The sequence below is a fragment of the Micromonospora parathelypteridis genome (assembly GCF_014201145.1).
Taxonomy (GTDB): domain Bacteria; phylum Actinomycetota; class Actinomycetes; order Mycobacteriales; family Micromonosporaceae; genus Micromonospora; species Micromonospora parathelypteridis.
The window spans coordinates 4,400,068-4,413,049 of record NZ_JACHDP010000001.1 but is presented as its reverse complement, the minus strand read 5'-3'; the positions used below and the strand labels follow the sequence as shown (position 1 = coordinate 4,413,049).

15 protein-coding genes and 1 tRNA gene are annotated in these 12,982 nt (G+C 71.5%); 8 read left to right on the top strand and 8 right to left on the bottom strand.

What is annotated here, in order from left to right; translation table 11 throughout:
* Positions 1–12 precede the first annotated feature (12 nt).
* Positions 13–1,677, bottom strand: a complete 1,665-nt coding sequence (locus HNR20_RS19910; protein ID WP_184182025.1) for a copper resistance CopC/CopD family protein — start codon at positions 1,675–1,677, stop codon at positions 13–15.
* Positions 1,678–1,849: 172 nt separating this feature from the next.
* Between HNR20_RS19910 and HNR20_RS19905 the strand changes: the two genes are divergently transcribed.
* Genes HNR20_RS19905 through HNR20_RS19890 form a run of 4 tightly spaced genes read left to right on the top strand, consistent with a single transcriptional unit; the run spans position 1,850 to position 4,791 of the window.
* Positions 1,850–2,440 (top strand): sigma-70 family RNA polymerase sigma factor, encoded by a 591-nt coding sequence (locus tag HNR20_RS19905; RefSeq protein WP_184182023.1) that lies wholly within the window; start codon positions 1,850–1,852, stop codon positions 2,438–2,440.
* Positions 2,441–2,472: 32 nt separating this feature from the next.
* On the top strand, positions 2,473–2,997 hold the full coding sequence (locus tag HNR20_RS19900) for a MauE/DoxX family redox-associated membrane protein (RefSeq protein ID WP_184182021.1): 525 nt from the start codon (positions 2,473–2,475) through the stop codon (positions 2,995–2,997).
* Positions 2,990–3,706 carry a DsbA family protein gene (locus HNR20_RS19895; RefSeq protein WP_184182019.1) on the top strand — a complete coding sequence of 239 codons (717 nt, stop codon included), beginning with the start codon at positions 2,990–2,992 and terminating at the stop codon, positions 3,704–3,706. The genes HNR20_RS19900 and HNR20_RS19895 overlap by 8 nt, the downstream gene beginning before the upstream one ends.
* Positions 3,703–4,791 (top strand): hypothetical protein, encoded by a 1,089-nt coding sequence (locus HNR20_RS19890; RefSeq protein WP_229687446.1) that lies wholly within the window; start codon positions 3,703–3,705, stop codon positions 4,789–4,791. The genes HNR20_RS19895 and HNR20_RS19890 overlap by 4 nt, the downstream gene beginning before the upstream one ends.
* 128 nt (positions 4,792–4,919) lie before the next feature.
* Here HNR20_RS19890 and HNR20_RS19885 read toward each other — a convergent pair whose 3' ends face one another.
* Genes HNR20_RS19885 through HNR20_RS19870 form a run of 4 tightly spaced genes read right to left on the bottom strand, consistent with a single transcriptional unit; the run spans position 4,920 to position 7,603 of the window.
* On the bottom strand, positions 4,920–5,678 hold the full coding sequence (locus tag HNR20_RS19885; protein WP_184182017.1) for an energy-coupling factor ABC transporter ATP-binding protein: 759 nt from the start codon (positions 5,676–5,678) through the stop codon (positions 4,920–4,922).
* Positions 5,675–6,445 (bottom strand): cobalt ECF transporter T component CbiQ, encoded by a 771-nt coding sequence (gene cbiQ, locus HNR20_RS19880; RefSeq protein ID WP_184182015.1) that lies wholly within the window; start codon positions 6,443–6,445, stop codon positions 5,675–5,677. The genes HNR20_RS19885 and cbiQ overlap by 4 nt, the downstream gene beginning before the upstream one ends.
* Before the next feature lie 16 nt (positions 6,446–6,461).
* Complete coding sequence (locus HNR20_RS19875; RefSeq protein ID WP_184182013.1) at positions 6,462–6,890, bottom strand: PDGLE domain-containing protein; 429 nt, start codon at positions 6,888–6,890, stop codon at positions 6,462–6,464.
* Complete coding sequence (locus HNR20_RS19870; RefSeq protein ID WP_184182011.1) at positions 6,887–7,603, bottom strand: energy-coupling factor ABC transporter permease; 717 nt, start codon at positions 7,601–7,603, stop codon at positions 6,887–6,889. Before HNR20_RS19870 ends, HNR20_RS19875 begins: the two co-directional genes overlap by 4 nt.
* Before the next feature lie 184 nt (positions 7,604–7,787).
* Here HNR20_RS19870 and bcp point away from each other — a divergent pair, with 184 nt between their 5' ends.
* From bcp to HNR20_RS19855, 3 genes are all read left to right on the top strand, one after another.
* On the top strand, positions 7,788–8,264 hold the full coding sequence (gene bcp, locus HNR20_RS19865) for a thioredoxin-dependent thiol peroxidase (RefSeq protein WP_184182009.1): 477 nt from the start codon (positions 7,788–7,790) through the stop codon (positions 8,262–8,264).
* A gap of 36 nt (positions 8,265–8,300) precedes the next feature.
* A tRNA-Leu gene (locus HNR20_RS19860) sits at positions 8,301–8,383 on the top strand.
* 91 nt (positions 8,384–8,474) lie between these two features.
* The gene (locus HNR20_RS19855) at positions 8,475–9,002 is read left to right on the top strand and encodes a GNAT family N-acetyltransferase (protein WP_184182007.1); all 528 of its coding nucleotides are present in this window, start codon (positions 8,475–8,477) and stop codon (positions 9,000–9,002) included.
* A gap of 4 nt (positions 9,003–9,006) precedes the next feature.
* Here HNR20_RS19855 and HNR20_RS19850 read toward each other — a convergent pair whose 3' ends face one another.
* The 3 genes from HNR20_RS19850 to HNR20_RS32740 all read right to left on the bottom strand — a co-directional run bounded on the left by HNR20_RS19850 (position 9,007) and on the right by HNR20_RS32740 (position 11,766).
* Positions 9,007–9,996, bottom strand: coding sequence for an expansin EXLX1 family cellulose-binding protein (locus HNR20_RS19850; RefSeq protein ID WP_229687445.1), 990 nt, complete (start codon positions 9,994–9,996; stop codon positions 9,007–9,009).
* Between the two features lie 113 nt (positions 9,997–10,109).
* Complete coding sequence (locus tag HNR20_RS19845) at positions 10,110–10,928, bottom strand: MOSC domain-containing protein (RefSeq protein ID WP_184182005.1); 819 nt, start codon at positions 10,926–10,928, stop codon at positions 10,110–10,112.
* A 4-nt stretch (positions 10,929–10,932) separates the two neighbouring features.
* Positions 10,933–11,766: an O-methyltransferase gene (locus tag HNR20_RS32740; RefSeq protein WP_184182003.1), complete on the bottom strand. Its 834-nt coding sequence runs from the start codon at positions 11,764–11,766 to the stop codon at positions 10,933–10,935.
* A gap of 118 nt (positions 11,767–11,884) precedes the next feature.
* Between HNR20_RS32740 and HNR20_RS19835 the strand changes: the two genes are divergently transcribed.
* A complete protein-coding gene (locus tag HNR20_RS19835; protein WP_184182001.1) occupies positions 11,885–12,952 on the top strand; it encodes an LCP family protein in 1,068 nt (355 codons plus the stop codon).
* The last annotated feature ends 30 nt before the right edge of the window (positions 12,953–12,982 follow it).

The following is a 12,982-nucleotide window of genomic DNA, read 5'->3' as shown; positions in this document are numbered from 1 at the left end:
CGCGAAACCTCTCTAACGGATGGGCACGGTGGCGGTCACCGTGGCCTGGTCGATGTCGGTCGTGCGGACGGTGATCTTCAATTGCCAGTCGCCAGCGGCCGGCAGGCTGATGTCGCCGTAGGCGTGGTAGTCGCTCAGCGGCAGCAACGGGACCTCGATCGGTTCGATCCCGGCCGACGGCAGCGCGGCGGTCGCCCGCCACTCGGCCACCGGCAGCGGCAGGTTGTCCTTGCCGTAGGCGAACAGGTGCACTGAATTGTTGCCCCGCTGGGCCGGGCTCACCTCGACCTCCAGCGAATAGAGCGGGCTGGACAGCCGTGTGCTGAACTCGCCGGCCTCGGCGACGGACGGCCCGGCCACGGCGGTCCGGGCGGGCGTGGTCTGCACGAGCGTGGCGGACAGGCCCAGCACCACCACGGTCACGGCCAACTCCACCCAGACCGCCCGGCGGACCGGCGCCGGGCGCTCCGCCGCGATGCGCCGACGCACCAACTGCCGGGAGTACGCGGCCACAGCGATCACCACCGCGAACAGCGCGATCTTGGCCAGCAGCAACTGCCCGTACGTGGTGTTGAACAGCGCCTTCGGAGTGGCCACCTCGATCAACGCCTGGACGGTGCCGGCCAGCAGCAGCGCCGAGACGGCGAGCGCCGCCCAGCGTGACCAGATCGGCAGGATCGCGCCCAACTCCCGCTCGTCGGCCTGACGCAGCAGGAACGCGGCGAGCATGAGCAGACCGCCCAGCCAGACCGCCATGCTGCCCAGGTGGACCGCGTCCACCACCACGGAGACCGCCGGTGCCGGCGAGGCCGCCGGGTGCCCGGCCAGCGGCCAGGTCAGCAGGGCAGCCCCGCCCAGCACGGCCAGGATGATCGCGTCAGCGCGGCCGACAGGCCGGGCCAGCAGCGGCCGGAGCAGGAAGGCGGAGGCCGCCAGCAGGCCGAGTCGGACCAGGTGGGCGGCGCCGAAGGCGCTGCCGATCACGCTGCCGAACCCCTCGCCGGTGACCTCGAAGAGACCGCCGCCGGCCGTGTAGGGCACCTGCAACCACAGGTCGGCGAGGGTGGCGACGGCCACCAGGCCGAGGCCCGCCCAGGCCAGCCGGGCCGGTCCCTGCCGGGAGAGCCGTCGTGGCCACAGTGCGGCGAGCACCAGCGCCGGCCCGACCAGCAGCACCAGGCCGAGGTAGCCGAGGAAACGAGCCACCTTCACCGCCGTACCCACCACCGGGTTGGCGCGGCTGTCCGCGCCGTCGTCGACGGGGGGCGTCGAGGGTGCGCCGACCGAGTAGGTGAACGCCCCGGACACCGGGTGGCTGTCGGCGGAGATCACTCGGAAGCTGACCAGGTAGGTGCCGCGCGCGCCGCCCGGGTCCACCGGAATGGTCACCACCGCGCCGCCGAACGACGGCTCGCCCCGGTCGGCCCGGGAGCCGTCCGGGGCGATGACCCGGATCTTGCCGGGAACCTTGCGGACCGATTCGCTGAACGTGAGGACCACCTCGGACGGCCCGCTCGGCACGACGGCGGCGGCGGCCGGGCTGCTGCTCTCCAGCACCGCGTGGGCGCTGGCCGGGGTGGCGGGCGCGATCAACAAGGCAACGACGGTGACCAGGAGGCCGGCGGCTGCGGCCAGCCGGGCGATCCGGCGGCGGAGGGCGACAGTCATGCCGGCCATGGTCGCCCACGGGTGTCGCTTTCGGCGACCCGAGACCGGTGATCGCGCTCGTGGTCGCAAGTCATGATCTGGTAGTCGGCGCGTGGCGGGAAAAAGTTCCCGACGTGTCGCAGACCATCCAAGGGCCGAAGGACCCTGACGCTCCGCCGGGCGCCGCGTAACCTGGTTTGTCGTGATCCCTGTCCCGCGTGACACCGGTGCCGCCGGTCCGGCAGAGCCGGCCGGTGCTGCCGCCCGGGACAAGGCGACCGAGTGGGCGTTGACCGCGCGCGACGGCGATCCGACCGCCCAGGCGGCGTTCGTCCGGCTCACCCAGGTCGAGGTGTGGCGGTTCGCCGCCGCCCTGGTCGACCCGGACAGCGCCGACGACCTGACCCAGGAGACGTACCTGCGGGCGTTTCGGGCCCTGCCCGCGTTCGAGGGTCGCTCGAGCGCCCGCACCTGGCTGCTCGGCATCGCCCGGCGGGCCTGCGCCGACCACCTGCGCACGGTGATCCGCCGCCGCCGGCTCGACGAGCGCCTGGCGGCGAACGCGTACACCGACCGCCCACACCCGGATCCGGCCGGCCAGTTCGGCGCCGCGGACCTGGTCCGCAGGCTCAGCGCCGAGCGGCGTGCCGCGTTTGTGCTCACCCAACTGCTCGGCCTGTCGTACGCCGAGGCCGCCGCCGTCGAAGGGGTGCCGGTGGGCACCATCCGTTCCCGGGTCGCTCGGGCCCGTGACGAGCTGGTCGAGGCGGTCGGCGACGCCCTGACCGGCTGAGCGCGGAACTTCCGGCGGAGACGGGACGACAAATGAGCGTGACTGCACCTCCCACCCGGGTCGACCGGTGGTCTGTCGTCCGGCCCTGGCTCGGCATCGCGGCCCGGCTCGGCCTCGCCGCCGTCTGGCTCGTCGCCGGCGCGTCGAAGGTCGGCGATCTCGCCGCCTCCGGGCGGGCCGTCAACGCCTACCAGGTGATGCCGTACGACGTGGCGACGGTGATCGGCGCAGCCCTGCCCTTCGTCGAGCTGGCGCTGGGCGTGCTGCTGCTGCTCGGGCTGGCCACCCGGCTTGTCGCCGGGGTGTCGGCCGCGCTGCTGGTGGTCTTCATCGCGGGGATCGCCTCGGCGTGGGCGCGAGGGCTGGCCATCGACTGCGGCTGCTTCGGCAGCGGCGGGCAGTTGGCCGAGGGGCAGGCCCCCAGTTACCTCCCGGAGATCCTGCGGGACCTGGGATTCTTGGTACTGGCCGGATTTCTGCTGATCTGGCCGCGTACGCCGGTATCGGTGGACGGGTGGTTGTCCGGCGAACCCGCTGTGGAGGACGAGGATGAGTAGTCGCAAGGGGCAGCGGGACGCCGCCCGGGTGGTCCGTGAGCAGCTCGCCCGCGAGCGGCGGCGCCGACGCACGATCTGGGTCTCCGCCGCCGCAGTCGCCGTCCTGGTCATCGCCGGTGTCATCGGCTGGGCCGTCTGGTCCAACCAGCGCTCCGACGACTTCACCACCCCGCCCGGCGCCAACGCGGCCGGCACCGGCATCGTCACCGGTGGCGGGCCGGTCACCGTCGACGTCTACGAGGACTTCCTCTGCCCGGTCTGCAAGCAGTTCGAGGGGAACACCGGGGCGACGCTCGAACAGTTGGTGGCCGAGAACAAGGCGAAGGTGGTCTACCACCCGGTCGCCTACCTCAACCGTTTCTCCACCACCGAGTACTCCACCCGCTCCTCGGCCGCTTCCGGCTGTGCCGCGGCCGGCGGCAAGTTCCGCGAGTACGCGAAGGCGCTCTTCGACAAGCAGCCGCCGGAGGGCAGCGCCGGGCTCACCGACGGCGAGCTGATCGACATCGGCACCGGTGTGGGCCTCGATCGGGGCTCGTTCGGCAGTTGCGTCAACGACCGCACGTACCGGACGTGGACCGAACACGTCACCGACGAGGCCAGCCGCAGCAACGTCACCGGCACACCGACCGTCATGGTCAACGGTCAGCCGCTCGACAACCCCACCCCGGACGCTCTCACCGCAGCCGTGGCGGCGGCCGGCAAGTGATCCGTACCCTGCTGGCCCGCGTCGGCCTGGTCGCCGCCGCGGCCTGCATGGTCACCCTGAGCACCGCGGCGCCGGCCGCCGCGCACGGCGCGGACGCACCGGACGGCACCGACTACCGCACCCGGACCACCGGGGTGACGCCGGCGCGGCCAGGGTTGGAGGTACGCGTCGTCGAGGCGGGCGCACGGCTCGAGTTGAGCAACAGCACCGGTCGCACCATCGAGGTCATCGGCTACTCCGGCGAGCCGTACCTGCGGGTCGGCCCGGACGGGGTCTTCGAGAACAGCCGCTCCCCCGCCACCTACCTGAACCGCACCATCGCCGGGGACACCGCGCTCCCGGCCGAGGCCGACCCGGCCGCTCCGCCGTCCTGGCGGCGGGTCTCCGACGAGCCCACGGTGCGCTGGCACGACCAGCGCGCGCTGTGGCAGGAGTCGGCGCCACCCGCGGAGGTACGCGCCGCGCCGGACCGTGAACACCGGGTCCGCGACTGGGCGGTCCCACTGCGCGACGGCGCCGACCCGGTGATGATCAACGGAACGTTGGACTGGGTGCCGCCGCCGGACGCGTACACCTGGTGGGCGGTGACCATCGTGGGGCTGCTGGCGATGGGCGCGCTCGGCCTGGTCGCCGCCGCAGCCCCTGCTGGCGCCCGCGCGTTGTCGGCGCTGGGCGCGTTGCTGGTCGCCGGCGGCGTGGTGGCCGTCGTGTACCCGGTGGGGCGGGAGCTGGACGCGGGCGCCCAGGGGCTGGGCGGGGTGGCGCTCGGATTGCTGTCCGGGCAGATCTGGTCGCTGCTCACCGGCCTCGGTGCGATCGCCGCCGGGTGGTACGCGCTGGCCCGCCGCCCGGCCGCCGACTTCGCGGTGGCGCTGGCCGGGGCCTGTCTGGCGCTCTTCTCCGGCGCGGCGAACGCCGCCGTGTTCGCCCGGTCCATCGCCCCGGTGCCCTGGTCACCCGAGATCGCCCGGGTGATGGTGGCGGCAGCGCTGATCACCGGCACCGGTGCGACGTCAGCAGGCGTCCTCCGCCTACACGCGACCGCAAAGACCCCAACCCGAACCCGAACCCCAACCCGCCCCTGACCCTCCGCGCACCTCCGCGATCTTGCACTTTGGGTCGCCGCTATGCGGCTTCTGCACCAAAAGTCGGGACACTAAGTGCAAGATCGGCGAGGGGTGGGGGGTGGGGGGTGGGGTGGGGTGGGGTGGGGTTAGGGGCGGGGGGTGAAGCCGTAGGGGAGTTCCAGGCGGTGTTTGGCCAGCAGGGGCGCGTCACGCAGCAGGTCGAGGGTGGGGGCGTCGGCCACGATCCGGCCACCGTCGAGGATCACCGAGCGTTCGCAGAGCTCCGCCGCGTACGGCAGGTCGTGCGTGACCATCAGCAGGGTCACCGGCAGGTCGCGCAGGATCTCGGCCAGCTCACGGCGGGCCGCCGGGTCCAGGTTCGACGACGGCTCGTCGAGCACCAGGATCTCCGGGTGCATGGCGAGCACGGTGGCCACCGCCACCCGGCGGCGCTGCCCGAACGAGAGGTGCTGCGGGGCGCGGTCCCGGTGCTCACCCATCCCCACCGCGGCGAGCGCCTCGTCCACCCGGGCGGCCAACTCCGCCCCGCGCAGACCCAGGTTCGCCGGCCCGAACGCCACGTCCTCCGCCACCGTGGGCAGGAACAACTGGTCGTCCGGGTCCTGGAAGACGATGCCCACCCGGCGACGCACCTCGGCCAGGGTCGCCCGGTCCGGTGTGACCGTCAGCCCGCCGACACTCACGCTGCCCTCGGTCGGGGTGAGGATGCCGTTGAGATGCAGCACCAGCGTCGTCTTGCCGGCCCCGTTGGGCCCGAGCAGCGCCACCCGCTCACCGCGCGGCACGTTCAGGTCCACCCCGTGCAGGGCGACGTGCCCGTCCGGATACGCGTACCGAACACCACGAACGTCCAGGGAGACAGCGGTCTGCACGACACCGATCATGTCAGCACGAGGGCCGTGGCAGCGATGGAGGCGGCCAACACCGGCACGGTCGCCGCGACCAGCCACTGACCGGCGCTCGCCGCACCATCGCCCTGCCAGACGGCGGGCATCCGCCCGGTGTAACCCCGCGACAGCATCGCCAGATAGACCCGCTCACCACGCTCGAAGGCGCGCAGGAACAACGCCCCGATCCCGGCGGCGAAGCCACGCAACTGCCACAGGAAGCGCGGGTCGTCACCCCGGGAGATCCGGGCCACCCGCATCCTCCGCGCCTCGCCGACCAGCACGTCGAGGTAGCGCAGCATGAACGTGGCGATCTGGGTGAGCACCTGCGGGCAGTGCAAACGGTCCAGCCCCACGATCAGGTCCCGGGTGGTGGTGGTCGCGGCGAGCAGCAGCGAGGCGAGCACACCCAGGGTGCCCTTGGCCAGGATGTTCCAGGCACCGTGCAGCCCGTCCTCGGACAGCCGCAGGCCCAGCACGTCGACCCGAGGGCCAGCGCCGAGGAACGGCAGCGCCACGGCGAACAGCACGAACGGCAGCTCGATCAGCGCCCGGCTGAGCAACCACCGCGGCCCCACCCGTGCCAGCGCCGCCACCGCCGCCACCAGCACGGCGTACGCGCCGAAAGCCCAGAACGCCGTGCGTGGGGTGGCCACCACGGCGATGGTGAAGACCACCATCGCCACGATCTTGACCTCGGGTGGGAGCCGGTGCACCGGAGATTCCGACTCGCGGTACAGCACATGCCCGTGACCGGCACCCATTGCGCGTACCCCCTGCTCAGCCGGCGGTGCTGGCGCGGGACGTCGCCGCGTCAACCTCGGCGGGCGTCGCGCCCTCGGCGGACGTCGTCGCGTCACCGCCGGTGGGCGTGGTGCCCCGGCGGCGCAGCAGCCAGAAGCCGCCGGCGCCGATCGCGAACGTGACCAACACCCCGAGCACCCCGGAGAGGCCGGTGGAGACGAAGCTGTTCTGCACACCCCGCACGCCGTAGTCGGCGAGCGGACTGTCGGCCAACTCGTGGTCCCGTGTCTGCTGAGCCGGGCAACTGCCGCCGACGATGTTGTCGTCGGCGTCGACCGTGCAGCCCTTGAGCAGGGACGAATCCAGCCCGTCCGGGTGGGACGAGGCGTAGTTGCTCACCACACCGGCGAGCAGCAGGGCGACCAGCAGGCCACCGGCCAGGAAGGCCCACGAGCGATTCTTCATCGAACACCTCCAGCGACCGGGACAGCGGGGGCGGCGGGCGCGCGCAGGGAGCGCAGCGCGTACACCAGGTCGGGTCGCACCTTCGCGACGGTGAGCACGGTGGTCGCGGTGATCAGGCCCTCGCCGATGCCGATCAGCAGGTGGACGCCGGCCATCGTGCCGGCCAGGCCGGTCAGGTTGCTGCCCAGGTCGGTGGTGCCGCCCAGCCAGTACTCCAGGACGAAGCCCTGCGACGCGACCACCACGCTGAGCATCGCGGCGACGAACGCGGTCACCGCCAGACCGGCCCGCGTGCGGGGCAGCACCCGCAGCAGCACCGCGATCAGCACGTACGCCGCGGCGGTGCCGAGCAGCGCCATGTTCGTGATGTTGAGGCCGAGCATCGCCACGCCGCCGTCACCGAAGATCAGTGCCTGCACGACCAGGACCACGGCCACGCAGAGCGCGCCGACCCACGGGCCGACCAGCATGGCGGCGAGCGCGCCACCGAGCAGGTGACCACTCACGCCGGCCGTGAAGATCGGGAAGTTGAGCATCTGGACGGCGAAGATGAAGGCGGCCACCAGGCCCGCCATCGGGGCCAGCCGGTCGTCCAGGTCGCGCCGTCCGCGCAGGACGCAGGCGGTGAGCGCGGCAAGCGCGAGCGCAGCGAAGATCGCCGCGACGGGACCGTCGATGATCCCGTTCGAGATGTGCATCGCCAGTGTTTCCACGCGACCTCCCACACGTCAGCGGGCCCGACCGGGCCGGCGTGCGTCAGCCTATTTCCCAAGCCCCGTTGTTGCCAGACTCTGGCAACAACGGGAGGTGATGATCACCCTTCCGGCCGATGACGGGTGCGACACCACTGCGCGTCGCCGACGACGGCATCCGCCGGCCCGGCGGTATCGTCGGGCCATGACCGCGCCCGACCGACTCTCCCCCGGTGACCCCGCGCCCGAGTTCACCCTCACCACCGATACCGGCGACCAGCTCTCCCTCGCCGACCTGCGAGGCCGCAAGGTGGTCCTCTACGCCTACCCGGCCGCGATGACCCCCGGCTGCACCAAGCAGGCCTGCGACTTCCGCGACTCGCTCGCCTCGCTCCAGGCCGCCGGCTACGAGGTCGTCGGCATCTCCCCGGACAAGCCGGAGAAGCTGGCGAAGTTCCGCGAGCGCGACGCGATCACCTTCCCGCTGGTGTCGGACCTGGACAGGGCGGTGCTGACCGCCTACGGCGCGTACGGCGAAAAGCAGCTGTACGGCAAGACCGTCACCGGCGTGATCCGCTCGACGTTCGTGATCGACGCCGACGGCAAGATCGAGCGCGCGCTCTACAACGTCAAGGCCACCGGGCACGTCGCCAAGCTCCGCCGCGACCTCGGCCTGGACTGACCCCTCGACGCGAGACGTTCTAGACTCAGCGAGTTGGCGGGAGTGGCGTAACGGCAGCCGCGCAGGTCTTAGGAACCTGTATCCGAGAGGATGTGGGGGTTCGAATCCCCTCTCCCGCACAGGTCAACGAGCACCACCTGCCGGGCCGCGGTTGTCGGTCGCGTCACTGTCACGGGTCGCGGGCCTGGTCGCCGAGTCAGGATGGCGGGCGTGAGTCTGCGCTTCGTCCTCGACCCCGATCTGACCCCACAGCTACGCGCCGAGATCGTCGACCTCTGGGCGGATGTCAGCAACGCTGGCGGCGCGGTCGGGTTCGTCCCGCCGGTGACCGCCGCCGACGTCCAGGTCACCGCCGACCCGACCTTCGCCGGCATCGCCGACGGACCGGATCGGCTGCTGGTCGGATACTCAGGCGACCGGCTGGTGGGCCTACTGATCTTCAGCGACAACCGTTTCCCGCTCAAGACGCACTGGTGCGTGCTGAAGCGGGTGATGGTCCACCCGGACACCCAGGGCACCGGCTACGGCTCGGCGTTGATGACCGAGGCCGCCCGGCTGGGTAGGGAGTTCGGCCACGAGGCGCTGCACGTCACGGTGCGCGACGGGTTGGGGTTGGACAAGTTCTACGGCCGCCTCGGGTACCGGGAGATCGGCCGACTGCCGGGGGCGTTGCGGTTGGCGGCCGACGACGACCGGGACGAGATCCTGATGTGGCTCGACCTCACGCCGGTCGACTGAGCGGTCAGGCTGCGCACCAACGGGCGTTCGCACCGGCCGGGCGGGTGGTCGGTGTGCCGGTGGCCGCGGCGCTCGCCCTCGCCACCTCGACCGGACGGCGGGCCGGCGTCGGTGTACCGGTGGGCCGGTTGCCAGGCGGCCGCGCCGTTGCCGATGGGCGCGAGGTGGCCGCGACGGCGGCGCGCGCGTACATCCGGACTGCGCTGTTCTGCACCTGGCCGGGTGCCATGCGGATGCCTCCGACGGTGGCCCGGTTTCCGTACACGTCGTTCACGCGGACACTGAACGGGCCGGGCCCGGCGCCGGAGGCGATCAGCCAGTAGTTGTAGTCCTGCCGGGCCGCCGACCGCCACGGACCGCCGTCGCCCTGCCGGACCTCGACGGAACGCAGTGGGTTGCCGTGGTTACCGATGCGGACGGCGAACCACCACTGCGACGCGCCCTCCTTGATTCGGAAGGTGAGCGGTCCCGGCAGTGGCGGGTTGACCACCGCCCGGTAGGTCACGGCGACGAGGCCCTGGACCGGGTCGGCGATCCGGGCGAACGCCTCGCGGGACAGGTCGAGATGCCCGGGCGCACACTCCGGACACTGGTCCATGATCAGCACACGGACGGTGCCCTTCGGGCCGGTCACATCGAGAAATCCACCGCAGGCCGCAGCGGCGGAGTATTCGGTCGGGCCGAGCGCGACGTAGAGCCGGTTGGCCGGGGCAGCGGGGTTCGAGCAGTTGCCGCCAGCGCCGTTCGAGTCGTAGAAGCTCGCCTTGCCGCTGTGCGTGGCGTTGCCGGTGGGCGGCGCGGCGGCGAGCGTCCGGCCGGCGGCGCAGGCCGGGGCGGACCCGGACCGCAGGGTCAGGGTGAGCCCAAGAGCCGCCGCGAGAACGGTGACGCCGGTGGCGACCAGCCAGGGCATCGGGCTGGACGACGATGCGGGCCGGGCCTCGGGAGCATGGTCCAGGTCGATGTCGATGTCGACAGCGCTTCCGTCCGTCACGACGGCGATGCTGCCGGACCGGGCGTGGGCGGACAAGTCGGCTAAGCCAAAGCTAAGACAGCATCGACGGACGGTGATCGGCGCATTCCGATCGCAGCCGAAGACGATCGCGGTCAGGACGCGGTGCTGATCGGCGCCCCCACCGCCAGTTGGCCGCTGTCCAGCGGCACCAGGTGCAGTCCGAAGAGGAGCTTCTGCTTGATGTTGCGGTGGCGTCCGAGGGTGCGCAGCGGCTCCTTCGCGCGTACCCCGGTTTCCTGGTCCGTCGTGGTCACCACGCAGCGGTCGCACGGCCCGGCGGCGCGGAACCGCAGGTCGCCGATGCGCAGCGACCGGCCGATCCAGTCGTCCTCAGCCCAGGCCGGCACTCCGTCGACCACCAGGTTCGGTCGGAACCTGGTCATCGGCACCGGCTCCTCCCCCGCCTCGGCCAACCAGTCGTTGAGGACGTCGAGGGAGGCGGCGTTCGCCAGCAGCAGCGGGTAGGCGTCGGCGAAGCTGACCTGGTCGCCGGTGTCGTGTTCGCGATCCTCGGCGGCCAGGTGGCGAGTCGGCCGGGCCAGCCAGACCAGTCGGACCGGTCGGCCGAGCAGCGCGCCGAGCCAGTCGTCGGCGGCTCGACCGGCCGGCAGAGCCGGGACCGGGACCTTGCGACTGCGGAAGGTACGCACCGCGACCGGCTCACCGACGGTCGGCTCGGGCACGTCGAGGTCGGGCTGCCCGTCGGCGCGCAGTGCCAGACCTCCGGGGCGCACGCTGGCACGCAGGCCGACCAGCCGGGTGGTCTCCCGCTGGGTGACGCCGACGCCGTCGGCGTCCACGACCATCCAGCGTCGGTCGCCCGCCAGGCCCCACGGTTGCACGAACGCGCCGTCGTGGTCGACCCGGTGACAACCCTTGACGGGGTACGTGTGAATCGATGTCAGCCGCACCCGGTCACCATGCCACGCCGATCCCATCGCCCGGGTACCAGTGGTCGGCGGGGCTCTCCCGGTAGGCGAGGAACCGCCGGCCGGTGCGCTCGGCGTGCTCGGCGAGCACGTTGGTGCTGGTGACGTTGTCGGTGAGCAGGATCGCGCCGGGGGCGAGCTTCGACTCGATGGCATCGAACTCGCGCTTCTCGTGGGCGCGGCTGTGGTCGCTGTCGTGCAGGAAGAGGTCGACCTGACGGTCCAGGGCGCCGATCGAGGCGATCGAGTCGCCGATCACCAGGTCGACGACGTCCGACCAGGGTGCGACCCGGGCGAGGTACCCGGCCTCGGGGTTGATGTCCAGCGAGGTGACGCGGCCGGGGTGCCCCTCTTGGGCGTTGCGCAGCAGGGCGGCGGCCAGGACACACGTGCCCAACCCCTTGTCCACGCCGGTCTCCACCACGTGCGTCGGTCGGGTGGCTCGGACGATGGCGTACCAACCGATCCGGCGCGCGTAGCGGACCTGCTTGTCGGCGAGGCCACGGCGGGCGGCTGCGGCGGTTGCCTGCTCGATGTGTCGCCGTAGCGCCTGGTCGGACTCGATCTCGTCGAGCCAGCCACGGACCTGTTGGACCGGCCGGTCGCAGACCACGCTGACGAACCAGGCCAGGTGGTGGCGGCTGAGCTTGGTCAGCTCGTACGTGTAGTTGTGATGTTCACGGGAGGTGACCAGCCACCGGGCCGAGATGCGCAGCACCCTGGCGTCGTGGCGGGCTACCCGGGCGAGCCGCTTGGGGAAGGCGGCGACGGGGGCGAGTCGAGTGCGGGCGATGGCTCGGCGGAGCTGCGTGGCGTCCACCGTTGCTTCATAGCAGGTTCACGCCAACGTTCGTTGGAGAAGTCTTGGGTCGGCTTGTACAACCGGATGACCCGGACGGGGGTACATGGCTGTAACCCGGAATCAGTAGCATCGCGGCATGCAGTATCGCCAAGAGTACGCGGAGCCCGAGACTCACTTCATCGCGGCGCAGGAGCCCTCGGAGCCAACCAAGAAGACGCGCTCGAAGCGTCCCCGGTGGCAAAAGGTCGCTTTGATCACTTTCGTGGTCCTGGCGTTGCTCGGCGGTGGCGGGATGATCGCCGGAGGGTTGTACTTCCGGTCGATCAACTCCGGCATTGAGCGCGTCGACGCCTTCGACGGTGTGCCGGAGGCCGAGCGCCCGGTGGTGGATCAGGCCGCCAAGGGCGCGATGAACATCATGATGCTCGGCAGCGACTCGCGCGATCCGGACAACGAGTCGGGCTCCCGCACCGACACGATCATCGTGGCCCACCTTCCGAAGGACCGGTCCAGCGCCCAGCTCATCTCGATCCCCCGAGACACCTGGGTCAGCGTGCCGAAGTCCGCGACGGGCCGGGGCGGTAAGGACGCGAAGATCAACGCGTCGTTCGCGTGGGGCGGCGTCCCATTGATGGTGCAGACGGTGGAAAAGTTCACCGGCGTACGCATCGACCACGTGACGATCGTCGACTTCGGAGGCTTCAAGGAGATCGTCGACGCGCTGGGCGGCATCAACGTGGACGTGGAGAAGGGCTTCACCACGGCCTATGCGCTCAATGGCACCCGGACGTTCAACGCCGGCCGGCAGAAGATGGACGGGGCGGCCGCACTCGACTACGCACGCGAGCGCCACGCCTTCGCCGACGGCGACTTCGCGCGGATCCGGCACCAGCAGCAGGTGATCAAGGCGATCCTGGACAAGGCGGCATCCGGCGGAACGCTCGCCAACCCGGCCAAACTCAACTCCTTCGTCAAGGCGACGGCGGACGCGGTCGCCGTGGACAAGTCGCTGAACCTGCTGGACCTCGCGTCCGAGATGCGCGATCTGCGCAGCGGCAACCTGACGTTCCTCACCTGCCCGGTCAAGGGCACCGGGATGATGGGCAACGAGAGCGTGGTTCTCGCCGACAAGGAGAAGGCCGCCAAGGTCTTCGAGGCGGTCCGCAACGACAATGTTCCGGAAATCCTGTCCGCCGCAAAGTAGGAGCAGGAACTGGCTTGCCGGCTATGGTGG

Bases quoted from the DNA above. Each gene is read 5' to 3' on its own strand.
- HNR20_RS19910 (WP_184182025.1), bottom strand. From the start codon at position 1,677: ATGGCCGGCATGACTGTCGCCCTCCGCCGCCGGATCGCCCGGCTGGCC.
- HNR20_RS19900 (WP_184182021.1), top strand. From the start codon at position 2,473: ATGAGCGTGACTGCACCTCCCACCCGGGTCGACCGGTGGTCTGTCGTC.
- HNR20_RS19895 (WP_184182019.1), top strand. From the start codon at position 2,990: ATGAGTAGTCGCAAGGGGCAGCGGGACGCCGCCCGGGTGGTCCGTGAG.
- HNR20_RS19885 (WP_184182017.1), bottom strand. From the start codon at position 5,678: ATGATCGGTGTCGTGCAGACCGCTGTCTCCCTGGACGTTCGTGGTGTT.
- cbiQ (WP_184182015.1), bottom strand. From the start codon at position 6,445: ATGGGTGCCGGTCACGGGCATGTGCTGTACCGCGAGTCGGAATCTCCG.
- HNR20_RS19875 (WP_184182013.1), bottom strand. From the start codon at position 6,890: ATGAAGAATCGCTCGTGGGCCTTCCTGGCCGGTGGCCTGCTGGTCGCC.
- bcp (WP_184182009.1), top strand. From the start codon at position 7,788: ATGACCGCGCCCGACCGACTCTCCCCCGGTGACCCCGCGCCCGAGTTC.
- HNR20_RS19835 (WP_184182001.1), top strand. From the start codon at position 11,885: ATGCAGTATCGCCAAGAGTACGCGGAGCCCGAGACTCACTTCATCGCG.